22 protein-coding genes are annotated in these 26,102 nt (G+C 43.0%); 16 read left to right on the plus strand and 6 right to left on the minus strand.

Going from position 1 to position 26,102, the window contains the following annotated elements; all coding sequences use genetic code 11:
* Nucleotides 1–138 precede the first annotated feature (138 nt).
* The 12 genes from NKR21_RS03850 (at nt 139) to NKR21_RS03910 (ending at nt 18,042) form a co-directional block, all read left to right on the plus strand.
* A complete protein-coding gene (locus NKR21_RS03850; protein ID WP_088000770.1) occupies nt 139–486 on the plus strand; it encodes a YflT domain-containing protein in 348 nt (115 codons plus the stop codon).
* Between the two features lie 970 nt (nt 487–1,456).
* Entirely contained in the window at nt 1,457–2,113 is a 657-nt protein-coding gene (locus NKR21_RS03855) for a class I SAM-dependent methyltransferase (protein ID WP_088000768.1), read from the plus strand.
* A 280-nt stretch (nt 2,114–2,393) separates the two neighbouring features.
* On the plus strand, nt 2,394–3,119 hold the full coding sequence (locus tag NKR21_RS03860; protein WP_012009236.1) for a GTP cyclohydrolase II: 726 nt from the start codon (nt 2,394–2,396) through the stop codon (nt 3,117–3,119).
* A 33-nt stretch (nt 3,120–3,152) separates the two neighbouring features.
* Entirely contained in the window at nt 3,153–3,956 is an 804-nt protein-coding gene (locus NKR21_RS03865; protein WP_144456661.1) for a formylglycine-generating enzyme family protein, read from the plus strand.
* A gap of 4 nt (nt 3,957–3,960) precedes the next feature.
* Nucleotides 3,961–5,718: a WD40 repeat domain-containing protein gene (locus NKR21_RS03870; protein ID WP_012009237.1), complete on the plus strand. Its 1,758-nt coding sequence runs from the start codon at nt 3,961–3,963 to the stop codon at nt 5,716–5,718.
* Between the two features lie 276 nt (nt 5,719–5,994).
* Nucleotides 5,995–7,077 (plus strand): bifunctional diaminohydroxyphosphoribosylaminopyrimidine deaminase/5-amino-6-(5-phosphoribosylamino)uracil reductase RibD, encoded by a 1,083-nt coding sequence (ribD, locus tag NKR21_RS03875; RefSeq protein ID WP_144456659.1) that lies wholly within the window; start codon nt 5,995–5,997, stop codon nt 7,075–7,077.
* Nucleotides 7,078–7,194: 117 nt separating this feature from the next.
* Nucleotides 7,195–11,313: a collagen-like protein gene (locus NKR21_RS21140; protein ID WP_301287527.1), complete on the plus strand. Its 4,119-nt coding sequence runs from the start codon at nt 7,195–7,197 to the stop codon at nt 11,311–11,313.
* 142 nt (nt 11,314–11,455) lie between these two features.
* The gene (locus NKR21_RS03890) at nt 11,456–13,054 is read left to right on the plus strand and encodes a sensor histidine kinase (RefSeq protein WP_144458549.1); all 1,599 of its coding nucleotides are present in this window, start codon (nt 11,456–11,458) and stop codon (nt 13,052–13,054) included.
* A gap of 3 nt (nt 13,055–13,057) precedes the next feature.
* The gene (locus tag NKR21_RS03895) at nt 13,058–13,756 is read left to right on the plus strand and encodes a response regulator (protein ID WP_041816163.1); all 699 of its coding nucleotides are present in this window, start codon (nt 13,058–13,060) and stop codon (nt 13,754–13,756) included.
* A 3-nt stretch (nt 13,757–13,759) separates the two neighbouring features.
* The gene (locus NKR21_RS03900; protein WP_119124553.1) at nt 13,760–14,740 is read left to right on the plus strand and encodes a tripartite tricarboxylate transporter substrate-binding protein; all 981 of its coding nucleotides are present in this window, start codon (nt 13,760–13,762) and stop codon (nt 14,738–14,740) included.
* A 191-nt stretch (nt 14,741–14,931) separates the two neighbouring features.
* Nucleotides 14,932–16,230, plus strand: coding sequence for an Mg(2+)/citrate complex secondary transporter CitM (citM, locus tag NKR21_RS03905; RefSeq protein WP_144458548.1), 1,299 nt, complete (start codon nt 14,932–14,934; stop codon nt 16,228–16,230).
* Between the two features lie 180 nt (nt 16,231–16,410).
* Nucleotides 16,411–18,042, plus strand: coding sequence for a M14 family metallopeptidase (locus NKR21_RS03910; protein ID WP_144458547.1), 1,632 nt, complete (start codon nt 16,411–16,413; stop codon nt 18,040–18,042).
* Nucleotides 18,043–18,114: 72 nt separating this feature from the next.
* Here the strand turns inward: NKR21_RS03910 and NKR21_RS03915 are convergent, their stop codons facing one another.
* Nucleotides 18,115–18,600: a phenolic acid decarboxylase gene (locus NKR21_RS03915; RefSeq protein WP_012009245.1), complete on the minus strand. Its 486-nt coding sequence runs from the start codon at nt 18,598–18,600 to the stop codon at nt 18,115–18,117.
* A 112-nt stretch (nt 18,601–18,712) separates the two neighbouring features.
* Between NKR21_RS03915 and NKR21_RS03920 the strand changes: the two genes are divergently transcribed.
* Both NKR21_RS03920 and NKR21_RS03925 read left to right on the plus strand, forming a co-directional pair.
* The gene (locus NKR21_RS03920) at nt 18,713–19,270 is read left to right on the plus strand and encodes a PadR family transcriptional regulator (RefSeq protein WP_012009246.1); all 558 of its coding nucleotides are present in this window, start codon (nt 18,713–18,715) and stop codon (nt 19,268–19,270) included.
* 104 nt (nt 19,271–19,374) lie between these two features.
* Complete coding sequence (locus NKR21_RS03925; protein WP_144458546.1) at nt 19,375–20,481, plus strand: nitric oxide synthase oxygenase; 1,107 nt, start codon at nt 19,375–19,377, stop codon at nt 20,479–20,481.
* Nucleotides 20,482–20,588: 107 nt separating this feature from the next.
* Here NKR21_RS03925 and NKR21_RS03930 read toward each other — a convergent pair whose 3' ends face one another.
* Nucleotides 20,589–21,941 (minus strand): IS1182 family transposase, encoded by a 1,353-nt coding sequence (locus NKR21_RS03930; protein ID WP_253602460.1) that lies wholly within the window; start codon nt 21,939–21,941, stop codon nt 20,589–20,591.
* 196 nt (nt 21,942–22,137) lie between these two features.
* Nucleotides 22,138–22,410 carry an acylphosphatase gene (locus tag NKR21_RS03935; protein ID WP_186299658.1) on the minus strand — a complete coding sequence of 91 codons (273 nt, stop codon included), beginning with the start codon at nt 22,408–22,410 and terminating at the stop codon, nt 22,138–22,140.
* Between the two features lie 123 nt (nt 22,411–22,533).
* Between NKR21_RS03935 and NKR21_RS03940 the strand changes: the two genes are divergently transcribed.
* Nucleotides 22,534–23,184, plus strand: a complete 651-nt coding sequence (locus NKR21_RS03940; protein WP_041815267.1) for an MOSC domain-containing protein — start codon at nt 22,534–22,536, stop codon at nt 23,182–23,184.
* Between the two features lie 42 nt (nt 23,185–23,226).
* Here NKR21_RS03940 and NKR21_RS03945 read toward each other — a convergent pair whose 3' ends face one another.
* The 3 genes from NKR21_RS03945 to map form a co-directional block, all read right to left on the minus strand.
* Nucleotides 23,227–23,364, minus strand: a complete 138-nt coding sequence (locus NKR21_RS03945; RefSeq protein WP_003214303.1) for a YflJ family protein — start codon at nt 23,362–23,364, stop codon at nt 23,227–23,229.
* Nucleotides 23,365–23,498: 134 nt separating this feature from the next.
* The gene (locus NKR21_RS03950; protein ID WP_003214360.1) at nt 23,499–23,660 is read right to left on the minus strand and encodes a hypothetical protein; all 162 of its coding nucleotides are present in this window, start codon (nt 23,658–23,660) and stop codon (nt 23,499–23,501) included.
* Between the two features lie 123 nt (nt 23,661–23,783).
* A complete protein-coding gene (map, locus tag NKR21_RS03955; protein WP_144457399.1) occupies nt 23,784–24,533 on the minus strand; it encodes a type I methionyl aminopeptidase in 750 nt (249 codons plus the stop codon).
* A 188-nt stretch (nt 24,534–24,721) separates the two neighbouring features.
* Between map and nagE the strand changes: the two genes are divergently transcribed.
* The gene (nagE, locus tag NKR21_RS03960; RefSeq protein WP_041815270.1) at nt 24,722–26,086 is read left to right on the plus strand and encodes an N-acetylglucosamine-specific PTS transporter subunit IIBC; all 1,365 of its coding nucleotides are present in this window, start codon (nt 24,722–24,724) and stop codon (nt 26,084–26,086) included.
* The last annotated feature ends 16 nt before the right edge of the window (nt 26,087–26,102 follow it).

The following is a 26,102-nucleotide window of genomic DNA, read 5'->3' on the forward strand; positions in this document are numbered from 1 at the left end:
TCATTTTTACAGGCTTTTTGTCAAAAATAAGTCAATAGGCATGGTTAGTACACAATGTAATATGGATGTGCTCAAAGAAGGTTTAATGATAAAAGTGACGGGTAAAAGATTCGTAAGACGCTAAAGGAGGAATATAAAATGAAACCTGTTGTAAGAGAGTATTCAAATGATGAAACACTTCAAAGAGATGTAGAGCAATTAAAATCACTCGGTGTTGCAAGAGAGGACATTTATGTTCTGTCCCATGACGATGATCGTACAGAGCGTATTGCTGAAAATGCAGATGCCAATACGATAGGTCCAAGAGAAGTTGGCCTGAAACATGCTGTTGGGAATATCTTTAGTAAAAAGGGCGATGAGCTCCGAAATAAAATCCATGAAATTGGTTTCTCTAAAGAAGAAGCTGAGAAATTTGAAGAACATTTAGATGAAGGGAAAGTCCTTCTCTTTGTGACAGACCATGAAAAAGTGAAAACTTGGGCATAAACGCCAACTGAGAAAAAGCCTCTTACTTTCGTAAGGGGCTTTTTTTCATGCCCCCATCTTTGAAGGAGAGGTCACAACTTTTTTACTATATTTAGAAAAAACAGCAGATTGGAATAAATAGTAAAACATCTAATTGAAAATGCAGGTATACCAAAGGATATGATAGAGAATGTGAAAAAATAGTCAAAATATCACAAAAATCTATTCGGGAAATAATCAATGTATCTTTCGAATTTGTTTCAAAATGTAATAAAAACATTGTGTATTTTAGAGGATAAATATCTTAGATCTAAAGATTTATGTTGTGTTTTTATGTAGAAATAAGGGTTTTGAGGTCAAAAAGCCACGAAAAATACATGTATTTTCAATTAGAAAATTCATTTTAAAGTTTAGGAAATATATTGTTGACAAAATAATCTAAAAACAATATATTTGGCTTATTCCAGTCATTATGGAAGTAGTTGTTAAAATACTGATGGACTATTCGAGGCTTATTCTAGTGAGAGGTGGTGCATAAAACCAAGTCATTAGCGCTTTTAAGAGAAAAGTCTTGCTCGGAATATTTCTACTAAAACACAAGAAAACGGTCTTTTACTTGAAAAAGATATAGTAGTCGTTCTAAACAGTAGATTGAGCTTTCTACTATGATCACTTTGCAAGAGATATATAAAAGCCATTATGTTTTTGTACAGAAGGGAAAGCGGTTTCAATAAAGGCTGTGAGTTGATCGAGCCTTAAAGGAGGTGAACTCATATGAAAAAAAGAGAGAACAAGCTGATGCGCTGCAGCAATCCAATGGCTGCATATGAGGATGAATGTTGAAAAAGAAGAGTGAACATGTGGGATGCTTCTCTTCTTTTTTAGAAAACAGATTTTTCTAAAAAATCCATCTTTTATTTTAACATAAGGTTTTTGGCTTGAAAATGACCTTTACCTGAAAAGTCGATTTTAAAAAGAAGGAGGTCCTGTGATGAAAAAGGCTTTATACCATGAAGACAGTGGGTTGTATCTAGAAAAAATGCGTATGGCATTTCAAGAACATTATGAGAAAAGAACAGATATGTGGTCTACTGATCCATCTTTAACAGATGCAGCTGTAATGTCATTAAAAGCTTGGCGTTCAAGGGAAAAGAATGCACTTGCTTCTGTACTCGATATCGGATGCGGGAACGGCCGAGCACTTGAACATTTAAGTGGACTTTCCGAATATGTCGGCATCGACCTGTATGAGCATGAGGAGTGGGAAGGATTACAGAAAAGAGAAACGGTCCCTGTTCATTTTGTTCATCAAGATTTTATGTCATGGTCGATGGAGCAGGGGCGAGAAATGCAGTTTGATTTAATTTTAGATCATGGCTGCTTTCATCACCAGCATCCTGATGATCATGAGCGTTATTTAAAACAGGTGTCCTCTTTGCTTCAAGAAGGCGGAGTCTTCTCACTTGTTGTATGGGGAGAAGAGTGGAAAACAGGGTTAATCGGAGAAGATGGCCGTTTCCACTTTTCATTTTCAGACTCTCAGCTCGGAGAAAGAATTTGTTCATCAGGTCTGGAGCTTGTATCGATTACACCATTAAAAGCAAAAGCCGGCATAAGCCAGCACCATGTCATTGCCGTCAAAATCTAGTACAAAGGTGAACAATCAAACGAAGCAGAGGTGTTCATTGTAAGAAAGAGCATATGCGCATCATGGAAGAGCAAGGCGTGATGAACCAAGATTTCTGCTCCTTTGTACTGGAAAAGACCTAGATTGAACTATCGCTAGAATAGGTGGAAGCAAGGTCTGAACGATGAGAGAAAACGCATATCCAAGTTCTTTTAAGCCATGAGTGCTGACACATATTCATCACTCCATCACTGCGCTACCTGAGTCGATTTGGGTGCAGCGATGATTAGGGGGGAGACAAATGAATAAATTTGTAGATGAATTACAATCAATGATTCATCATTTTACCTTTCAAGAAAAAAACTATTTGCTCGTGGGGCCAGTGAATCTGCCAATCTCCATTCAACATGAAGAAGTGCCATTTAAATGGTATGCCTTCGCACCAGTTGAAGGGGAGACAAAACCAACGATCGAATCTATTGTCAAAATGAGTACCGCGCAGCAAACCTTTTCGTCTTGTCTCTTATTTGGCGACTTTGAAAATGAAATGCCGCCGCTTGTGCGAATTCATAGTGTTTGCCAAACAGGGGATGTGTTTGGGTCATTGAAATGTGACTGCGGTCCACAGCTTGCGTTATCGCTGAAGAAAATCACTGATTACGGAAAAGGCATGCTTGTCTATATGGCCAATCAAGAAGGGCGGTCAATTGGGCTGATGGCGAAAGCATTGACGTATAAATTACAGGAAATGCAGCTGGATACGTTTGAAGCCAACCGCCTGATTGGATGCGGAGATGACGATCGGCATTACGAAGAGGCAGCGGCTGTTCTGCACTATTTAAACAAAGGGAAACCAATGCATCTCCTAACGAACAATCCAGATAAAGTCGACTCTATTGCTGCCTACGGTCTGCCTGTTTTGCGGTTTGATCATACGGTCGAAGCCTCTCTCTATAATGAAGCCTATTTAAAAGCAAAAGCAGCCTCAGGGCATATGGTCGATGAGAAAAAATTAATTAATCAGTAGATGAGTTTACTTTAAAGAAGGCGGGAGAAAAGCGTGAAACCTGAAATCAATTGGATTCAAATCCCAAGCGGCTATGCAACAATCGGAAGTAATGAAGAAGATATGAAAAAGGCATCAGAATTCTGGAAGGACAAGCTTCTCAATCCAACTTACGGCCGTGAGAAAAAATTTCAAAAATGGCTGTACAAAGAATTTCCATCCTATCAGCCGTATATCAATGAATTTTTCATTTCAGATACGGTTGTCACCAATGAATGGTATCAAAGCTATTGTGATGAAACAGGCCAATCGTACCCGGAGAGCTTAACGAATCAAGAACTCGGTGGAGGGAAAGATCATCCGGCGTGGGGCATGGAGATCGAGGAAGCCTTCTCATTCTGTCAGTGGCTGAGCGGTAAACTCGGGATAGACGTGTCGATTCCTACGGAAGAAGAATGGGAATATGCTGCACGGGGTAATACGAGAAATCAATATCCTTGGGGAGATGAGTTTGACCCTTCTTACTGTAATACGTACGAATCAAATATCGAAAAAACGACGCCTGTTCGCCATTACGAAAAGGGAAGATCCTTATTCGGACTTTATGATATGGGGGGCAACATCGAGGAATGGGTCAACACCAAATATTATGTGTACGAAGGCGGCATTGAGGTTGTAGATGATTTAACGGAGACGCTAGGCAGTGATTACTACATTTTAAAAGGCGGCTCCTTTGCAAGAGGCGGAGATTTATGCAGAGTCGCCAGAAGACACGGAAAGCACCCAGATCCCGTTTTTCGATTTACTGGCTTTCGTATAATGACTCGTCAAAAACAACATATAAAGGTGGGAGTGTAAAATTATGCATAGAGGACCAATTACATCTGTTTTATCAACTCAGCAGGATCAAATTGTTTACACTGGCGGCTATGACCGCTGTATATATCAGTGGAACCGAGCGACAGGAGAAGGGACGTTTATTGGAAGTCACGAGCATATCATTAACTCTTTATCTCTTTCTGAAAATGGAAAGTACTTAGCTAGTGCTTCGTCAGACTACACCATTCAATTGTATGATACAGGCACACATACCCACATTCGCACCTTGTTTGGTCATGCTGATGATGTAGAAGCCGTTGCTTTTGCGAAGCAGGATACGTTGCTAGTCTCGGTGTCCAGAGATAGAAGATGCTTAGTCTGGGATATCGAAACAGGAGCCATCCTAAGAGAATTCCATGGACATAGCAAAGATGTATTAGCGGTATGGATACATGGCGATAAAGCTTATACAACAGGTGATGACGGCTATGTTCTTGTGTGGCTGTATGATACAGGAGAAATTGTAGGGGAAATTGGTCCGTTTGATTATGAGCTTGACACAATCAGCGGCAGCAATCAAAAAGAAGTGTTCGCTCTTGGCAGAGACGATGGCACCGTCATTATTTATGATGCGGTGACGTTACAGGAGAAAAAAATCATCAAAGCTCATTTACAGGGCGTCAAACGGGTGAACTTTTCTCCAAGCGGCAATTACTTGCTGACAGCGGGATATGACCATTTAATTAAGCTGTGGAATTACGAAACAGGGGATTTAGTCGATACGCTTCTACCTCATAAATATCAGTGGGAGCGCTCGCTTGTCTGGACGGAAGATGAGAAATCCATCCTAGGAGCCAGCTTTGGAAAAACGTATTGTGAATGGTCTATTGAAAAAGGAAAAGTGGTATCAGATGAGATCGAAATGGCGACACCATCTATTAATGATATTGCGCTGACTGATGCGGGAGATATCATCACAGCATCGGATGATGGAAAATTTAGAAAGAACGGGATTGAAATTGCTAAATCGACAGGCGTTTTAACAAATGGAGTGGCTGTCGCACGAGATGGAAGCTATTATGCGTGGGGAGATCATGCAAGTCAGTTGCATATTGTTCATGAATCATTAAAGCAAATGGTTTCATTTGATCTCAATACAGGACCGGTCAACAGTGTGTATTTCCATGAGGAGGACCGGCAATTTTATATTGGAACTTACGGCGGTTATGTGCATGTTATTTCGACAGAGCATTTAAAGGAAATGGGCCGATCCAAAGCACACGATTGTGCTGTGAAGGCATTAAAAGTAGAAGGAGATCATATCATCACAGCTGCGGTAGAAGGAACCATCTGTCTGTTAGATAAGAAGAGCTTGTCTTTAAAAGCGAAATATATCGGGGCGACAGAGCTGTTAAATGACGTATTCATTGATAGTAAAAGAGACCGTATTGCCATTGTCAGCCGTGACAAGAATGTGAGATTGTTTGATTTGCATACAGGGAGAATTTTAGACCAGCATAATGAACATCAGTATTCGATTAAATCGGTCTCTGTCACAGACTCTGGTTATATTGTGAGCGGAGATTATTGGGGCTATGTCGTAGTGTGGAATCCAGAGCTTGGGTTCAATACCGGTCCAATTAGAATTGCCAAGAATGGGATAAGTGCCATTAGACAATTAGGCAATGATGTATACGCAAGTTCCTATGATGGTGGGATTTATCATATTCGAGAAGATGGCACGTATACCGAAGTACTGCGCTTATTTGAACAATTTCCAAAAGAAGTAATCTCTCATTAAGAAAAAGAATGTAAGCGGGGGATTCTCATGATAAGTGTTTGCAAGGAACATATGAAAAAAGGCCTGACGGTACTCAATTGCCCGCATGTGCTCCTCATTAATAAATATGAATGTCGCAAATGCTGTTTTTGTAAACAACGAGCATCATATAAACTTTTTTATTCCTTGCCTTACTATGATCGATCTGAAAAGAAACGGATGGAAAAAATATGAGAATAGAACTCCTTCATTTCCTGAAGGAGTTCTTTCCCTTGAAAGAGAAGAAAGGAGACTCACATGAAAGACGATGTGTTTTATATGGAACTGGCGATTGCCAACGCAAAGGCAATGAAAGGACAAACCTCTCCAAACCCGCTTGTCGGTGCAGTCATTGTACAGCAAGGTGAAATTGTTGGAATGGGTGCGCACATGAAGGCGGGCGAACCTCATGCTGAAATTCATGCACTGCAAATGGCAGGAGAGAATGCGAAGGGAGCTCATCTGTATGTGACGCTTGAACCTTGTTCACATTATGGGAAAACGGGTCCTTGCACAGAAGCGATTATCAAAAGTGGTGTGAAACGAGTAGTCATTGCGACGCAAGACCCGAATCCGCTTGTAGCAGGCAAGGGAATGACCATGTTGAAACAAGCTGGGATCGAAGTAGATGAAGGAATATGTAAACAGGAGGCAGACCGCTTAAACGTGCCTTTTTTTCATTTCATTCAATCAGACATTCCCTACGTCATCTTAAAATCAGCCATTTCATTAGACGGTAAAATTGCCACAGCTGATCTTGAAAGCAAATGGATCACAGGAACAGAGGCGAGAAAAGAAGTGCAGCAATTACGCCAAGAAGCAGATGCTGTGATAACTGGTGTCGAAACGATTATTCAAGATGATGCAGGTCTTATTGTGAAAGATTCAAACATGACCCAGCCCATTCGCGTGATTTTAGATTCCACATTAAGGATTCCACTTCATGCGAAATGTTTAACAGATCGTAGGGCGGAAACCATTATTTGTACCTCGCGCATGTATGATCAAAAAAAGTATGAACAGCTGATAGAAAAAGGGCATCAAGTCTATATCACAAGCGGAGAGCAGCGGACAGATATTCACGACGTGTTAAGAATGCTAAAGGAACGTTCTGTCATGTCAGTTCTTGTAGAGGCTGGAGGTAGTGTGAGTGCGTCATTTTTAGAAGCATCCCTTGTGAACGAAGCTGTTATCTATATGGCACCTTTATTAATTGGAGGCAAGAATGCACCTACTTTTTTTGAAGGAAATGGGGTGAAAAAACTAAAAGAGGCGATCCGTCCCGCAGATGTTGAATATAGTATGGTAGGAAAAGATTTTAAAATGATGATGACATTTTAACGATGGAGAGAGGGCCTTGCACTTAAAATGCAAGACCTTTCAAATTTTTTTTATAAAAATAAAATTGTACATACACCTTTATCGATCACGATGAATACGATGGATGGGGGTGATTCTATGAGAAGATGTAAACAATGTGGAAAGACATATCCAACTCATTCGACCGACCACTACCAAAAAGGAAGCTGGTATGATGGATATAAGGATGATGGCTGGGAATGTGATAGTTGTAAGAATGGAAGACCAAGTAAGCAAGGAAAACCAGTGAAAAATCCTTGTTGCGGAAAAGATCCTTGTATTTGTGTGATTCAAGGTCCGCCAGGCGGGAGAGGAAGAAGAGGCCCAGCAGGTCCGGCGGGTGCAGTAGGTCCAGCGGGTCCAGCAGGTCCAGCAGGTCCAGCAGGCCCAACAGGCCCGGCAGGAGCAACCGGTGCCACCGGCGTAGGTTTAACTGGTATTGTGGCATTTGATCCAGCGATAGCACCTACGTATCAAGTAGGTCAAGTCGTTACATTCGAAGGAAGTACGTATGTAGTGAATACAGCGTCGCCTACAGGTACGCCAGGTACGTCACCAGATTATACATTGTTAGCATCTGCTGGTGAAACTGGTGCAACCGGCGCCACAGGAGCAACCGGTGTAACGGGTGATACGGGAGCAACAGGTATTACGGGAGCTACTGGTCTAGGTTTAACCGGTGTTGTTCCATTCGATCCAGCAGTGGCTCCAACGTATCCAGTAGGCCAAGTGGTTACGTATCCAACAGGTCAATTGATGAACTATGAAAGAGGAAACTCCCTCGTTGATACAGGAGTGCCAACATCAACGTATCTTGTCAACTCAGCACCGCCAACGGGCACACCGGATACGTCACCAGATTATACATTGTTAGCAGCTGCTGGTGAAACTGGTGCAACCGGCGCAACAGGCGATACAGGTGCGACCGGAGTCACAGGAGCAACCGGAGTAGGTTTAGACGGAGTCACAGTGTTTGATCCAGCGGTAGCTCCAACGTATCCAGTAGGTCAAGTGGTGACATATGAAGGTGGAACTTATGTTGTGAATACAGCACCACCAACAGGTACACCAGATACGTCACCAGATTATACGTTATTGGCAGCTGCAGGAGCGACCGGAGTAACCGGCGCCACAGGTGCAACAGGCGATACAGGTGCAACAGGCGATACAGGTGCGACCGGAGTCACAGGAGCAACCGGAGTAGGTTTAGACGGAGTCATAGTGTTTGATCCAGCGGTAGCTCCAACGTATCCAGTAGGTCAAGTGGTGACATATGAAGGTGGAACTTATGTTGTGAATACAGCACCACCAACAGGTACACCAGATACGTCACCAGATTATACGTTATTGGCAGCTGCAGGAGCGACCGGAGTAACCGGCGCCACAGGTGCAACAGGCGGTACAGGTGCGACTGGCGTTACAGGAGCAACCGGTGTAACGGGCGATACGGGTGCGACAGGAGTAACCGGTGCCACAGGTGCAACAGGCGATACAGGAGCGACCGGAGTCACAGGAGCAACCGGAGTAGGTTTAGACGGAGTCACAGTGTTTGATCCAGCGGTAGCTCCAACGTATCCAGTAGGTCAAGTGGTGACATATGAAGGTGGAACTTATGTTGTGAATACAGCACCACCAACAGGTACACCAGATACGTCACCAGATTATACGTTATTGGCAGCTGCAGGAGCGACCGGAGTAACCGGCGCCACAGGTGCAACAGGCGATACAGGTGCGACCGGAGTCACAGGAGCAACCGGAGTAGGTTTAGACGGAGTCATAGTGTTTGATCCAGCGGTAGCTCCAACGTATCCAGTAGGTCAAGTGGTGACATATGAAGGTGGAACTTATGTTGTGAATACAGCACCACCAACAGGTACACCAGATACGTCACCAGATTATACGTTATTGGCAGCTGCAGGAGCGACCGGAGTAACCGGCGCCACAGGTGCAACAGGCGGTACAGGTGCGACTGGCGTTACAGGAGCAACCGGTGTAACGGGCGATACGGGTGCGACAGGAGTAACCGGTGCCACAGGTGCAACAGGCGATACAGGAGCGACCGGAGTCACAGGAGCAACCGGAGTAGGTTTAGACGGAGTCACAGTGTTTGATCCAGCGGTAGCTCCAACGTATCCAGTAGGTCAAGTGGTGACATATGAAGGTGGAACTTATGTTGTGAATACAGCACCACCAACAGGTACACCAGATACGTCACCAGATTATACGTTATTGGCAGCTGCAGGAGCGACCGGAGTAACCGGCGCCACAGGTGCAACAGGCGATACAGGTGCGACCGGAGTCACAGGAGCAACCGGAGTAGGTTTAGACGGAGTCATAGTGTTTGATCCAGCGGTAGCTCCAACGTATCCAGTAGGTCAAGTGGTGACATATGAAGGTGGAACTTATGTTGTGAATACAGCACCACCAACAGGTACACCAGATACGTCACCAGATTATACGTTATTGGCAGCTGCAGGAGCGACCGGAGTAACCGGCGCCACAGGTGCAACAGGCGGTACAGGTGCGACTGGCGTTACAGGAGCAACCGGTGTAACGGGCGATACGGGTGCGACAGGAGTAACCGGTGCCACAGGTGCAACAGGCGATACAGGAGCGACCGGAGTCACAGGAGCAACCGGAGTAGGTTTAGACGGAGTCACAGTGTTTGATCCAGCGGTAGCTCCAACCTATCCAGTAGGTCAAGTGGTGACATTTGATGGTGGAACCTATGTTGTGAATACAGCACCACCAACAGGTACACCAGATACGTCGCCAGACTATACGTTATTGGCAGCCGCAGGTGTTACAGGAGCCACCGGAGTAACGGGTGATACAGGTGCCACGGGAGCCATCGGTGCAACTGGTGTAACGGGTGATACAGGAGCCACCGGCGCCACGGGTACAGGAGTGACCGGTGCAACCGGAGATACAGGCGCCACAGGAGTAACCGGCGCCACGGGAGCAACTGGTGCAACGGGTGATACAGGCGCCACGGGATTAACTGGAGCCACCGGTGCCACCGGAGCTACCGGGGTAACGGGCGATACTGGTGCGACCGGAGTAACCGGTGTGGGATTAACTGGCATTGTGGCATTTGATCCAGCAACAGCTCCAACCTATCCAGTAGGTCAAGTGGTGACATTTGATGGTGGAACCTATGTTGTGAATACAGCACCACCAACAGGTACACCAGATACGTCGCCAGACTATACGTTGTTGGCAGCCGCAGGTGTGACCGGAGCCACCGGAGTTACTGGTGCCACAGGGGTAACCGGAGATACAGGAGTCACCGGGGTAACGGGTGATACAGGAGCTACGGGAGCCACGGGTACAGGAGCTACCGGAGCCACCGGAGATACAGGTGCGACCGGTGTCACAGGAGTCACCGGAGCAACCGGTGTAACGGGTGATACAGGAGCTACGGGAGCCACGGGTACAGGAGCTACCGGAGCCACCGGAGATACAGGTGCGACCGGTGTCACAGGAGTCACCGGAGCAACCGGTGTAACGGGTGATACAGGAGCTACGGGAGCCACGGGTACAGGAGCTACCGGAGCCACCGGAGATACAGGTGCGACCGGTATCACAGGAGTCACCGGAGCCACAGGTTTAACAGGAGCCACGGGAGCAACCGGAGTCACCGGTGCAACCGGCGTCACAGGTACAGGAGCAACCGGGGCTACAGGTCCAACAGGTGTGACAGGATCGAGTGCGATCATTCCATTTGCTTCAGGTACACCTGCTGTCTTGACGACAGTTGCGGGCGGTCTCGCTGGAACATCCAGCTTGATCGGATTTGGTAACTCAGCGACAGGTGTCAGTATTTTAGGCGGAATCATTGATTTAACAGGCGCTGCAGGCACTTTAATCAACATGGCGTTCTCAGTTCCGAGAGCTGGAACGATTACGTCATTTGCCGGTTATTTCAGTACAACAGCAGCACTTTCTTTGGTCGGCACAAGTGTTACCGTAACGGCTAGTCTATTCGCTTCACCGACACCAAATAACAGTTTCACACAAGTAGCGAGTGTCACATTAGCCCCAGCTTTAACCGGAGTTTTAACACTGGGTGCTATTGCAAATGGTATTGCGACTGGTTTAAATGTACCAGTCACACCTGAAACAAGATTGCTCGTTGTCTTCTCTGCAACAGCTACAGGTCTATCTTTACTGAATACTGTAGCAGGCTATGCGAGTGCTGGTTTATCAATCACGTAATGAACACATTCGGATGACTCAATCATGAGTCGTCCTTTTTTGTTTTGAATGAATTTTCTCTTAACTTAGTGAGAAAAAATGATATGATTTTCTTAGAGTCTAGTTGATGAAATTAGTTGAATTAGGGGTTGTAGCGGTGAGGATGGGCAAAAGGAAAGTCACTTTGCAAACGAAAATCTTAGGGTTAATTATCGGGCTTTTGCTTGTTGTCATTGCGTTATTGACCATTTGCTTTGGTTTTCTACAGACGTCAGAAAGGCAGCGACAAGCTGAACAGCTCGCGGTGCAAACCGCTAGAACAATCTCATATATGCCGCCCATTAAAACATCGGTGGCTACCTCATCCGTGTCTCAGGACGAGGAACAGGCAGTACTTGAGCAAATGAAAGATCAAGTCAAAGCACATGCCATCTTCATTACCAATCAAAAGGGGAAGGTCCTTTTTCATACGAACCATGAGAATGTAGGCAAAACCATCAGTGTATTTAGGGGAAGAAGTACCCTGCTATTTGGGGGAACCTCCATATCAGCGGGTGATTCTAATGGTGAAACCGTTGTCAGAGGTAGTGCCCCAATTATGAAAGAAACAGGCAAGCATGAAGAAATTATTGGCACAGTCACCGTCGAATTTTTAAAAAAGGAAATCGATCAAGCGACAGCCCATCAACTATTCAAGCTTAGCTATATTGCTCTACTTGTCCTCTTGCCAGGTATATTCGGAGCGATTTTTTTAACAAGAAGTATTCGTAAAGATACATTAGGGCTTGAACCGCATGAAATTGCTTCATTATTCCGAGAAAGAGAAGCGATGCTGCTTGCGATAAAAGAAGGGATTATTGCATTTGACCGCAAAGGCGCGATGACGATGATGAATACATCTGCTGAACAGATGCTTCGCGTTTCATCCGAGCTGCCGCTTCATATTGATCAAGTCTTACCAAAAGCCAATCTCCTTTTCTATTTAAAGGAGGAGACGATTGAACCGAACATCGAAACCGTCGTCAATGATAAAACCTATGTTTTAAATGTGAAAAAAGTGGTGCAAGACAACCGTGTCTTTGGTGGGATTGTGAGCTTCAGGGAGAAAACAGAGCTGACGAAACTGCTGGATACATTAACAGAGGTCAGCCAATATTCAGAAGACCTGAGGGCACAAACGCACGAATTCTCAAATAAGCTGTATGCCATTTTAGGTTTACTTGAGCTGAAGCAAGTGGATGAAGCCATTGACTTAATAAAGGAAGAATATACGCTGCAAAACCGTCAGCACGATTTACTGATGAAGCAAATACGATCTCCTAAAATTCAAGCCATTCTACTTGGCAAGCTAGGGAAAGCCTCTGAGAAGAAGGTACATTTCCACATTGACGAAAATAGTTCATTGGAGCCGCTCCCAGCACATTTAAGTTTATCTCACTTTATTACCATCATTGGTAATCTGGTAGATAACGCCTTTGAGGCTGTACTAAATAAGGATACGCGCGAGGTCAGCCTGTTCATCACAGATATTGGGTTTGATATTATCATAGAAGTATCTGATTCAGGTGATGGAGTAGGCGAGGAAGAACTTTCACATATTTTCACAAGAGGCCATTCGTCAAAGGGGGAAGGACGAGGCTACGGGCTAGCGAATGTGAAAGAAGTGCTGGATGAACTTGGAGGCTGGATTGAAGTGACGAACCAAAAAGAAGGCGGTGCCATCTTCACTGCATACATACCGAAAGGCACAAAGGGGGAATAAATGGTGATGAAGGTACTCATTGCGGAGGATGATTTTCGAATCGCAGCCATTCATGCATCTTATATACAACAAATAGAAGGATTTCAAGTCGCCGGAAAGGCAAAGAGTGCAAAAGATATGTGGGAGGCGCTTCAACAGGAACAAGTCGACCTCATCTTGCTTGATGTGTATATGCCCGATGAACTCGGCACAAACCTGTTGCCGCTTTTAAGAGAACGCTATCCAGAAGTAGATGTGATGATTATCACAGCGGCGACGGAAACGACACTTTTAAGAGATGCTCTTCAATACGGAGTGGTTCATTATTTAATCAAACCAGTGACTGCACAAAAGTTTGCGCAAGTTTTAACGGAATATAAAGAGAAGAAAGACATGATCAATTCCAAGGATGAAGTCAATCAAACGATGATTGATTTGTTTTTTGGACAGATGCAAGAAGAACCAAAGGAAAAGGGTGACAGAGACCTGCCTACAGGGATCAATTCACTGACCTTGGACAAGGTGAAAACGTTGATAGAATCAGAGAATGATGGAATTTCAGCAGAAGAACTCGGAGAAAAAATGGGGGCATCACGCACAACAGCGAGGCGGTACGTGGAGTATCTAGTGACAACTGGAGAATGCCGGGCAGAACTTGCGTATGGAATCATTGGCAGACCAGAGCGAAAATATTATCCTGCCAAAAAGCAAGCGGAGTCTTAAAACATGAAAAAAGCAATATGCCTTATCGTGATCATCATATGTCTTTGTCTGGCGCTCACCTTTAATGAAAAAAAGGGAGGCGACTCTTTCCTGGAGCACAGCCCATTATATATTGTGGTGTCTGGTGTTCCTGATGGCGGCTTTGACCAAACAGCTCAAGTGATGAAATCAGTGCTTGAGAAAGAAAAGCTGGTGAAGCAGCCGGTGAATATCCTTTATCAAAGAGGCGGAACGGTGGATAAAGGATGGACATATATGCTAGAGCGAGAAACCAACTATATTAGTTTAAATTCAAGTTTATTGTTAAGCCGTAATTTGCTTGGTAGCAGTAACATGACAATGAACGATGTCACACCGCTCGCCATTTTGGCAGAGGAGTGGCAGGTCGTCGCAGTCCCAGTCGATTCGCCCTTTTCAAACGGGAAGGAGTTGTTAAACACTCTAAAGAAGAAACCAGATTCCTTAAAAATTGGATTTGCCCCAGATTTCGGTAATGATGATCAAATCTCGTTCGCACGTGCGGCAGAAATGGCTGGAATTGATCCATACCGTATTCAATTTTTGAAATTTGACAGTGCAGATGATTTATTCCAAGCGCTCATAGATCATGAAGTCGATGCAGCAACGACCACGATTACAGAGGTTCGTCATGACTATGAAAAGAAAAGGCTAAAGCTTGTGGCAACCACGACGAACAAGCGTTTAGCTGGATTTGAAGATGTGCCGACTTGGAAAGAGCAAGGCATCCCGCTCATTTTCTCTCATTGGCGTGGTGTGATGGGCCCAAAACAAATGAGTCAAAAAGATATACGTGAATGGGATCAGCTTCTTCAAAAAATGACACAAACGAAGTCGTGGAAAAAGCAATTAAAGCAAAAGGGCTGGACAAGTCGTTATATGAACAGCAAAGAAGCAAAGATCTTTATGGAAGATCAATTAAGGCGATATGAACAGTTTATTCAAGGAGAACAAGCGGTCGAGTGAGACCGCTTTTTTTCATGGAATCCATTAAAATCAAGGTTTGAACAAAATGAACAAAAAGCATTTATTGCCCGAAAAAGAATTAAAATTCATAATATTTACTTCAATTCAGGCGTCAGATATCATGACAGAAAGGGTTGGAAATGGGATACCAACATTTAATGAAAGCGTATACAACATAAGGGGTGAACAAAGTGCTAGCAATCTTAGGATTTCTTATGATGGTTGTATTTATGGTTTTGATTATGACGAAACGTATGTCTGTTTTAACGGCATTGGTATTAACGCCAATTGCATTTGCTCTTATTGCAGGTTTTCATTTTACAGAGATTTCTGACATGATTGTCAAAGGTGTGCAGCAAGTCGCACCAACAGCGGTCATGATCATGTTTGCGATTTTATACTTTGGCATTATGATTGACGCTGGTTTATTTGATCCGATGGTGGCAAAAATTTTAAACATTGTCAAAGGCGATCCTTTAAAAATTGTCGTCGGAACAGCTGTCCTGACCATGCTTGTTGCACTTGATGGAGACGGGACAACAACATACATGATTACAACAACAGCGATGCTTCCATTATTTACGCTGCTTGGCATCCGTCCGATTATTTTAGCGGGGATTGCCGGAGTCGGCATGGGAATTATGAATACGATTCCATGGGGAGGAGCCACACCTAGAGCGGCAAGTGCACTTGGCGTGGATCCATCACTTTTATTTGGCCCGATGATTCCAGTCATTGGTGCAGGGGTTTTGAGCATGATTGTGGTGGCATACTTTCTTGGGAAGTCTGAAAGAAAGCGTCTTGGTGTCATTGAACTCGAACAGCCGATTCATGCAAATGAAATGGCAGCGGCACTACAGGATGACATCAAGCGACCGAAACTTTGGTGGTTTAACCTAACGCTTACGTTGTTATTGGTGCTCCTTCTCGTCTCAGGAAAAGTCAGCTTAACAGTCCTATTTGTTCTTGCTTTCTGTGTAGCAATTATCGTGAACTATCCGAACCTTGAACAGCAGCGTGAGCGGATTGCGGCTCACTCAACCAACGTCTTAGCGATTGCTTCCATGATCTTTGCAGCAGGGGTTTTTACAGGCATCTTAACTGGCACGAAAATGGTTGATGAAATGGCGATATCGATTGTATCTGCCATTCCTGAGCAGCTTGGCGGCTTTATACCGGTTATTGTGGCGCTTACGAGCGGGATATTTACCTTCTTTATGCCGAATGATGCATACTTTTACGGGGTCCTGCCGATCCTATCTGAAACAGCGGCAGCATACGGTGTTGATACAATTGAAATCGCAAGAGCCTCTATTATTGGCCAGCCGATTCATATGTTAAGCCCACTTGTACCATCCACTCATTTACTTGTTGGACTAGTTGGTGTATCATTGGATCAGCATCAGAAGTTTGGGATGAAATGGGCTGTGCTTGCAGTTGTCGCCATGACGGCCATGTCGGTACTCATTGGGGCCATCTCCATTTGGTAAATAAAAGAGTGTCTGCTACCTGAGCAGGCACTTTTTTTAGGTCATATTGCCGAGCAGGCTCGATTCATTTGCCCTATACAAAAAGCATATCTGTTCCTCCAAAAGATATATTTTTGAAAAATACTGACACTTTTACTGTTTTTTTCTTTATAATGCAAATCAACGAAGGGAGAGGATAGCATGTCCAACCGAAAAGGCACGATTCTTTTTGCTGCAGTATGTCTCATAGCAGGAAGTTTGTCGATGGTGAGCCCAGATTCAGCTCATGCAGATACCCCTTATTATGGAAAAAGTTATGAACAGCCAGCTTCAGTGAAGAAGCTATACCCTGAGCTTGACGAGACGTTTGATACCCCCGCATTTCAGAAAAAAGGAGAAGCCTTCACCACGCAAGAAGAGCTTCAACAATTCTTACGTGACATTGTCCGCAAAAGTCCTTACGCTACGCAGAAACAGATTGGAACATCCATTGAAGGACGGTCCATTCCAGCCCTCTACTTCACAAAGGATCGTCATATTTCTCCACTTTCAAAAAAGCCAACGATCTGGCTTCAAGCACAAATACACGGAAATGAACCAGCCTCCGGTGAGTCGGCTCTCGTCATCGCAAAACGATTAGCAGGTAAACAAGGAGAGCGTATACTGAATCATGTCAATATCATCATTGTTCCAAGAATTAATCCTGACGGTTCTTATGCGTTTGACCGCAGGCTTGCAAACGGAATGGATGGGAACCGTGATCATATGACATTAGAATCTCCAGAGCTGACAGCCTTGCATCAAGAATTTAATCGGTATGCTCCAGAAGTGGTCATTGATGCCCATGAATACGATGTAGGACAAAAGCAGTTTGATGATATCGGCTCAGCGGGTGCACTCAAATATCACGATTTATTGATCTTATCAGGGAAGAACTTGAATATTCCGGAAAGCATTCGGCTGACGTCAAATGAATTATACGTGAGCGGCGTCCGTGAAACGTTGACAAATCAAGGGTTTTCAAATGATTTATATTATACAAGCACAAAAGGAAAAGATGGAAAGATCGATCTCTATGAAGGCGGAACGGATGCAAGAATTGGTCGAAATGCTCTGGGACTCTCGCCAGCGCTATCCTTTCTTGTAGAAAGCAGAGGAATTGGAATTGGAAGAGAGGACTTTACCCGCCGCGTCGCAGCGCAAGTCACCACACATGAAAAAATCATTGAAACAACGGTGAAACATGCAAAGCAGGTGAAAGAGCAAATGGTGACGGAGCGTTTGAAGCTGGTGAAAAAAGGTCTCCAATCGAATGATGACGACCAAGTAGTCATTCAAGATGATTTCAAAGCGCCTGTGGATGATTCGCTTAAAATGGTAGATATTGAAAAAGGACAGACCATCAATGTCCCTGTACGTTTTCACAGTGCAAGCGATGCGAATCCTGTCATGTCGAGAGAACGACCGACAGCTTATCTTGTTTTACCTGGACATGAAGGGGTAGAACGGAAGCTGCAAATCTTAGGGTTAAAAAGTGTCACATTGCCTGTCAGTGTTAAAGTACCGGTACAAGCCTATCAAGTAACAAAACGAGACGAAAAGAGCAAAAAAGATATTCAGCTTGAAACAGAACTCATCCAAAAGAAACGTCAGCTACCAAAAGGGACAAAGGTATATGTCACGGCGCAGCCACAAACGAATTTGTTGTCACTTGCCCTTGAGCCAGAATCAAAAGATAGCTATATGTCATCTGGATTGATTGCTTCAAAAGAAGGCGATGAACTGCCAGTGTACCGTTTCTTGCTATCTAAAAGGACGTTAGGCATTAAATAAAAAAGAGCTAAAATCAACATCATTTTAGCCCTTTGTCTACAATTTAGAAGCGGCACAGTGCGTGCTGCTTTTTTATTTTCGTCCGGCTCTTATTTCATCAGTCAAGCCTTCATATGGTGCTTCGGCGATAATGGTTTCGTCATTTATACCTGCATGATGAATATACGTAATGTCCGCAAATTCTGGAACAACATATTTTGGATATGTTTCGTATTTTTCACGAGATTCTTTCATAAGATCGATGTAGTCATTTTGATAGCAAACGGTGATATCTGGACGTTCATGCACCCATTTTGGGAAGAATATAACGCCATGCATGCGTTTTTCTTCAGGCATAAAGTTCAGAGAGACGTCTGTCCCAGTTGGTTCTGTCCAAGAAACTTTGTAAACGCCTTTTGTCAGCTTTACAATGTTCACTTCTTGATCACGGACCCAGCGGCCCCCAACCATTCCGCTATGGATGCGGTAGTCAATGGTGTGATCGTTTTTAATGTAAATCTCATATTCCCAGCCATTTTCATACGTATAAATCATATGAAGTCCAACGAATTGATCCATGTTTATTCCTTCTTTCATTAGAATGATGTTGTTTCAAACATGTCGTGATTTACATATTTATTTTAAAGTCTATGGTATACTATTGTCAAAGAATAAGCGTTGGAGGCACATCATGAGAGTTTTGAAATATGCCATTCTTGGCTTACTAGATCAGTGTGAGCTGACTGGATACGATATCACCAAACATTTTAAGGATTCTCTTGGACAGTTTTGGAGTGCGAAACATAGCCAAATTTACCCTGAGCTGAAACGGCTCACAGATGAAGGGTTTATTGAATTTGATGTTCGTATACAAGGGAAGAAGCTGGAGAAAAAGGTCTATCAAATCACAGAGGCAGGACAAGCAGCATTGCATCAATGGTTAAGGACAAAAGACCCGATCCCAGAAACAACAAAGGATGAATTCATGCTCAAAACATTTTTCATCTCCTCTATGGACAAAAAGGAAGCGGCTGACCTGTTTACACATCAACTACTAGAGCGCACGAAGAAAGTAGACATGCTAAAGCAGAAGCTGCTCGCGTTAACAGAGGAAGATCCGGGTGCTGAATCGCTTTATTCAGCGCAATTTGGGCATTATTTAGTGCTGACAAGGGCAATTGAAAGAGAAAAAGGCTATGTCCGCTGGCTCGAGCAAACCCTTAAACGGATTGATTCATCTGCGCTCTAAGGACAATGGTCGGATGATATGATAAAAAATGGTTTGAAACTAGTGAATTTATAAATAGAAACCGCTACAATGGATATATTCGTATTAAAGTGAGGCGAGTATGTTTGAGTAATCAAGAAGCGTTGTGGAATGAAGCAGAAGCTTTTATTTCTGTATGCTATGAAGAATTGGGCAAGTCAAATGAAGAGAAGGCAGTACGACTGCATGAAATAAAACAAGAAATTGACTCTAAAGGGACGTATACTCACACACAAGAGGAATTGGCGCACGGAGCGAAAATGGCATGGCGCAACAGCAACCGCTGCATTGGCCGTTTATTTTGGTCAACCCTGCATGTTCACGACTGCCGTCATGTGAAGACAGAAGAAGAGGTGAAAGAGGCACTCTTTCATCATATTGAGTATGCGACAAATAATGGGAAAATCAAACCATCCATTACGATCTTTCCTCCAGAAAATGATTCGCAAAAGGAAGTCATCATTTATAATCATCAACTCGTTCGTTATGCAGGCTATGAGACGGAGTATGGTATCATCGGCGACGAGGCTTCTCTTGAATTAACTAAGCTGTGTGAAGCCCATGGCTGGAAAGGTGAAGGCACGCATTTTGATATCCTGCCTCTCATGTTTCAACTAAAGAATCAACCGCCAGTTCTGTATGAGCTACCGAAAGAAATTGTCCAAGAAGTCGAGATCACCCATCCGGAATATGAAGGATTTCGTGATTTAGGACTGAAATGGTACGCCGTTCCGATTATTGCTGATATGAAATTGGAGATTGGCGGTATTCATTACAATGCAGCGCCGTTCAATGGCTGGTATATGGGCACAGAAATTGGCGCACGTAACCTAGCCGATGAAAATCGCTACAATATGCTGAAAAAAGTCGCTTCGATTTTAGGACTGGACACGACAAAGAATGCGTCGCTTTGGAAGGACAAAGCCATTGTTGAGTTGAATGTGGCGGTTCTTCATTCTTACCGAGAAGCAGGGGTGACCATTGTTGATCACCATACAGCAGCACATCAATTCAAACAGTTCGAAAAGCAAGAAGAAAAGGCTGACCGTAAGCTTACTGGGGACTGGACTTGGCTGATTCCACCGGTCTCACCAGCTGCGACCCACATCTTCCACAAGCATTATGACAATACCATTGTGAAGCCGAATTATTTTTATCAAGAAAAGCCCTATCATGGAACAGAAAAAGCCTAGCGAAAGCTAGGTTCAGCTTGTAGAGAAACTCATGTTTTTCTACAGGCTTTTTTATTTTCATCGTAATTATGATGGATGAGATTTAATGAAAAAGGCCTCCCACACACCTAGCCTAGCCTCGCTAGGTGTGTGGCAATCTTTTTCATGTTCTGACACGCAGCTGTGAGGAGGACTTGCTCACTCACATTTTGTTTCCCCCTTAACCGGCAGTAGCGAAGCCCATGCAGTTGTTTTGAATCTGCAAAGCTTCGCTCTATTTTTTCTTTTCTTTTTTTATATAGCTCTTTTCCAGAGACAGTTAGACGATTCTGTCTGATCTTTTCTTTATGTTCTTCCCATATGTGTCTTGAGATGACTCTTTGATGATTTTTCGACCTTGTGCATCTTTCAAGGAAAGGACACGATGCACATTTTTTAGGATCTGATTTGTAGAATCGATAACCTTTTCGATCTGTTGTCGTATATAAAAGCTTCTCACCTTTTGGGCATATGTAATGATCATTTTCAGAATCATACTGAAATTTCCACTTCTCAAATAATCCTCTTGTTGGATGAAAACGTCTATGGGCAATGACACCAAAAATATGTCGATCAGATAAACCTTTACAAATTGGTGTTGTCAAATAACCTGAATCAAGCGCAACAGCTTCTACTTGAAAACCAAATCGTGCGATTTGGTGATCTAACCGATCAAGATATGGAACAGAATCATGGACATTTCCAGGCGTGACATGAGCATCGGTGATGATATTATACTTCATATCTGTTGTCCGGTGGTCTAGGTAGAAAAAGCCTTCAGACTTGTTTTCGCGATATAGATAGCCACTTTCAGGATCAGTCATACTTTGACGAATGTCTTTTTCTGTTTTCACCTCCTCTTTTACTTTTAAGAGCTTTTTTCCATGCGCCACCCGATCTTCTTGGACTGCTTCTTCTAAATCATTGATATAGTTCTGGGTATCTTGTTCAATCGTTTTTCTCGTATATTTATGTTTATTAGCATTGGCTTTAAGATGAGTTGAGTCAGTAAAAAGAACGCGACCTCCTACCATATCATGATTGATAGCTTGAAGCACAATCTCATCGAAAATGTCTTGAAAAATCGTTGTATTTTTAAATCGAGTACGACGATTCCAACTAATAGTGGAGTGATGGGGAACGGGGTCATTGATGTTCAAACCTAAAAACCATCTATACGCCATGTTATAGTAAATTTCTTTTTCGAGTTGTCTTTCAGAACGGATACCGTAAAGGTATCCGATAAACATCATTTTGAACAAAATAAGCGGATCAAGAGAAGGACGACCTTTATTCTCACTATAATAGGGTTTTACTTTATCTACGATAAATGAAAAATCAATGTACTGATCAATTTTACGAAGCAGGTGATCCTCTTCTACCAGTTGATCTAGCAATACAAATTCGGCTTCGTGCTGAGAAGAATTTCTAGTGTGGAACATGAGAAAAACACCTTCCTTTAGAATGCTTTTCTCTATTATAAAATGGAGTGGTGGAAAATTTAAGGGAAAAAATAAAGCTGCCGAGATTTTCTCGACAGCCTGAGCCTAGCGAAAGCTAGGTTTTTTGATTGTTGACAAAGTGCTAAAATGATCTTGATTTTAGCACTTTGTCTTCTTTGTTTTTTTGATGAAAACTTCATCCCTTGATGCGAAAATCCTGATAATGAGCGAACTCAGGGAGCTGCTCCATTTGCATATCTGTGACCTTTGAAAAAGGGCTTCCTTCCCGGACTGTCTTTAAGAAATCAAGCACTTCCTGCAGCTCACCCTCTACCTTTAACTCGACATGTCCTTCATCTGTGTTGCGTACCCAGCCTTTCATCCCGCGATTGACGGCTTCTCCTTGTACAAAATAGCGAAAGCCGACTCCCTGCACCCGTCCTGTGATAATGGCATGATAATGAATCAATGTCATCTCTCCTTTTTTCTCATCGTACCATAGCATGTAACTGACCTTCACGCACCCGACTATGATTTCATTGTCTAACGATGTAAAATAATAGCCATGAGACAATCAAAGGAGATGGTCATCGTGGGACATAAGAAATATGACATAGTAGGAATTCAAGTAGGACAACCCATCACGACCTATGCAAACGGAAAAGAAATCAAAACAGCCATCAACAAAAAGCGAATACATGAGCCTGTCTATTTGAGTAAGGTCAATTTTGAGGGAGATGGTCAAGGTGATTTGGTTCATCATGGAGGATATGATAAAGCCGTCTGCGTCTTTCCATACGATCACTATACTTATTTCGAGCAGTTTTTAGGGGTTCCGTTACAGGAAGCTGCCTTCGGTGAGAATGTGACCGTTCATCAACTAGTTGAAACAGAAGTGCGAATTGGCGATGTATTTCAACTTGGAGAGGCACTTGTTGAAGTGAGTCAGCCAAGGCAGCCGTGTGTGAAACTATCTTTTAAGCATGGCAACATGAAGCTTGTAAAGGAAGTGCAGCAAACGGGGTATACCGGCTTTTATTTACGGGTGCTGAAAGAAGGCTTAGTGCCTGCTGATGCTTCTCTTGTATTAGTCGAAAAAGCATCTCATCATATTACAGTCCATGAAGTGAACGAGGTCAAATATCGTCAAACAAGTCCAGAGAGGCTGAAAGCCGTTCTTGAAGTAGATGCCTTAGCAGATGTCGTGAGGAAGTCTTTAGAAAAGCGAGTTCAGCCCATTTAAAAAAAGCCGTACATCAGTATAAGATGTACGGTTTTTTAGCGCTTATGAGCTAGGTTTCTTTTGCTCAAGAAGATTTGCAAGGAAATATGTTTTTAAGCTTTGAAGCTTTCTTCCTTCATGCTTGGTCACACCAAGCTTCTTTAATTCTTCGACATACCAGCCTTTGCTACCATAATGCATGATAGAAAACTCCTTTCAATTGAAACTGCCTGCATTGTAACATCTCAAAAAAGGACGTGAAAAGTGTGCAGGTATGAATAAATGAAAACTGATTCTATCTTCCTATGATCCATGTATATGCTGGAAATAATCATTTATGAATTTGGTGGGTTAAGGGTAACGATGATCATGCCGACCGTCATAATCATGATGACAATACCAAGGTAAGTCATCATGGATTGTTTTTTCTTAATACCTACAACCGTTAAGATAATACTTTCAATCAAAAAGATTACGCCGATGATGATGAACCACATATCAAATAAGACCCCTTTCGCATATCTTTGCCTATTTTACCACAGGCATTTTTGTTTAGCCGTGACAGATTCGTGAAAGGGAAATGAAAAAATCCCCTCCAATGAAGAAGGGGATTAGCAGGCTTACAGCTTCGTTAATATAATTGGTTCGTCTTTTGTAATCACAATGGTATGTTCAATCTGTGCGACTAGGCTTTTATCTGGTGTTTTAAAGGTCCAGCCATCATCAGCCTGATAAATCGATTCAGCATTTGTTGAAATAAAAGGTTCAAAGGCGATCACGGTGCCATTCTTAAACAAAGCATTATCGAATGGATCATAATAGTTCAAAATATGGTTAGGTGCTTCATGGAGACTTTTCCCAATGCCATGTCCTGTCAGGTTTTTAATGACAGTAAATCCTTGTTCTTTTGCTGTATTGTAGACCGCACGGCCAATTTGATTTTGTCTTTTGCCGGCTTTTGCATGCTTTAACCCTTCGAGGAATGCATCCTCTGCACACTGGCATAATGCTTCAAGACGAGCATCACCTGTACCTAATACGAAAGAAATGCCGGTATCGGAATAATAGCCGTCCAGCTCTGCTGAAATATCAATATTGATGAGGTCGCCCTCTTGTAAAATGGTTTTTTCACTTGGAATACCGTGAGCAACTTCATCGTTCACGCTGATACAAGTCGTTCCAGGGAAGTCATATTCCTTTTCAGGTGCTGAATTCGCCCCATGTTCTTCTAATATTTTTTTCCCAATCAAATCTAGTTCTTTTGTAGACATGCCTGGTTTCGCTTGGCTTTTCATTTCTTCTCTTGCCAAAGCGACAATTCGGCCGACTTTTTTTAAGGCTTTTAACTCATGATCATGTTTGACAATCACTGTTCATTCCCGCTTTCTATAACTTCATTCTATTCAATAGCTTACCACATTTTACGCAAAAAGAGTAAAGAGCGGAATTCAAATGAATGTGGACAAATTGGTATAGATAACTAGATGTGTATATGATATATTTTTTATGAGCATCATGGACGTTTCGTCATGATGATGACAAAGGGGGGAGAATGCAAATGGTGTTTCAGTTTCTTCAAAAGCTCGGCAAATCATTTATGCTTCCAATCGCTGTGCTTCCAGCAGCAGGAATTATTTTGGCTATTGGACGGAAGGATGTATTTGATATCCCGTTTATTCATGCAGCGGGAAATTCCATTTTTGAAAACTTGGCTTTGATTTTTGCAATGGGTATAGCGATCGGTATTGCAAAGGATGGCAACGGGGCAGCGGCATTATCAGGAGCGATTGCTTATTTTATTTTATCAGCTGGTACAACATCAATTAATTCAACGAACAATATGGGGATATTTGGTGGTATTTTATGCGGCCTACTGGCAGGTTATGTGTACAATCGATTCAAGGATAAAAAACTACCCGAATACTTAGGGTTCTTTAGCGGAAGACGGCTTGTTCCTATTATGACTGCACTTTTCACCATTTTATTAGCCGCTATTTTCGGATTTGTATGGCCGCCAATTCAAAGCGGGATCAATGGATTAGGGGAATGGATTTTAAGTCTTGGTGCAACGGGTGCAGGGTTATTTGGTTTCTTTAACCGCTTGCTCATTCCATTAGGACTTCATCATGTACTGAACAACTTATTTTGGTTTCAATTCGGGGAATTCAGCGGAGCAACAGGGGATTTAGCACGATTCTTTAAAGGAGATCCTAGTGCAGGTGTCTTTATGACTGGGTTTTTCCCAGTGATGATGTTTGGTCTGCCAGCGGCATGTCTAGCCATGGTTGTGACAGCAAAACCTGAAAAGCGAAAAGCAACCGCTGGTTTGATGATTGGGATGGCTCTGACGTCATTTATTACAGGAATCACTGAACCTATTGAATTCTCCTTTATGTTTTTATCTCCACTCTTATATGGTGTCCATGCTGTGCTGACAGGTCTATCGCTCTTTATTGTAAATATAATTGGGATTCATAGCGGCTTCACCTTTTCAGCAGGAGCGATTGATTACATTTTAAGTTTTGGTATCGCCCAAAAACCACTTATGCTACTTGGAGTTGGCGTGCTTTATGGCATTCTGTACTTTGTTGTTTTCTATTTCCTCATTAAACTGTTGAAGCTCAAAACACCAGGAAGAGAAGATGATGAAATTGAAGATATTGCAGCCGATGATACGAAGACAGAAGGTGCAAGTATGCTTCTAGAGGGACTTGGTGGCAAAGAAAATATCACGACGATTGATCATTGTGCCACTCGTCTACGTTTAACAGTAGAAGATACACAATTATTAAATGAAAGTACTTTGAAAAAAGCAGGTGCCAAAGGGGTACTGACTTCAGGAAAAAACTCTGTACAAATCATCATTGGAACGAATGTAGAATTTGTCGCAGATGATCTTCGCAAGGAAGTCGAACGAGATTAAAAAAAGCGTACAGTCG

Source organism: Bacillus sp. 1735sda2, from assembly GCF_024159245.1.
GTDB lineage: Bacteria > Bacillota > Bacilli > Bacillales > Bacillaceae > Bacillus > Bacillus pumilus_O.

Coding starts and splice junctions, on each gene's coding strand:
- NKR21_RS03850 (WP_088000770.1), top strand. CDS start 139: ATGAAACCTGTTGTAAGAGAGTATTCAAATGATGAAACACTTCAAAGA.
- NKR21_RS03855 (WP_088000768.1), top strand. CDS start 1,457: ATGAAAAAGGCTTTATACCATGAAGACAGTGGGTTGTATCTAGAAAAA.
- NKR21_RS03860 (WP_012009236.1), top strand. CDS start 2,394: ATGAATAAATTTGTAGATGAATTACAATCAATGATTCATCATTTTACC.
- NKR21_RS03870 (WP_012009237.1), top strand. CDS start 3,961: ATGCATAGAGGACCAATTACATCTGTTTTATCAACTCAGCAGGATCAA.
- ribD (WP_144456659.1), top strand. CDS start 5,995: ATGAAAGACGATGTGTTTTATATGGAACTGGCGATTGCCAACGCAAAG.
- NKR21_RS21140 (WP_301287527.1), top strand. CDS start 7,195: ATGAGAAGATGTAAACAATGTGGAAAGACATATCCAACTCATTCGACC.
- NKR21_RS03890 (WP_144458549.1), top strand. CDS start 11,456: ATGGGCAAAAGGAAAGTCACTTTGCAAACGAAAATCTTAGGGTTAATT.
- NKR21_RS03900 (WP_119124553.1), top strand. CDS start 13,760: ATGAAAAAAGCAATATGCCTTATCGTGATCATCATATGTCTTTGTCTG.
- NKR21_RS03910 (WP_144458547.1), top strand. CDS start 16,411: ATGTCCAACCGAAAAGGCACGATTCTTTTTGCTGCAGTATGTCTCATA.
- NKR21_RS03915 (WP_012009245.1), bottom strand. CDS start 18,600: ATGGATCAATTCGTTGGACTTCATATGATTTATACGTATGAAAATGGC.
- NKR21_RS03920 (WP_012009246.1), top strand. CDS start 18,713: ATGAGAGTTTTGAAATATGCCATTCTTGGCTTACTAGATCAGTGTGAG.
- NKR21_RS03930 (WP_253602460.1), bottom strand. CDS start 21,941: ATGTTCCACACTAGAAATTCTTCTCAGCACGAAGCCGAATTTGTATTG.
- NKR21_RS03945 (WP_003214303.1), bottom strand. CDS start 23,364: ATGCATTATGGTAGCAAAGGCTGGTATGTCGAAGAATTAAAGAAGCTT.
- NKR21_RS03950 (WP_003214360.1), bottom strand. CDS start 23,660: ATGTGGTTCATCATCATCGGCGTAATCTTTTTGATTGAAAGTATTATC.
- nagE (WP_041815270.1), top strand. CDS start 24,722: ATGGTGTTTCAGTTTCTTCAAAAGCTCGGCAAATCATTTATGCTTCCA.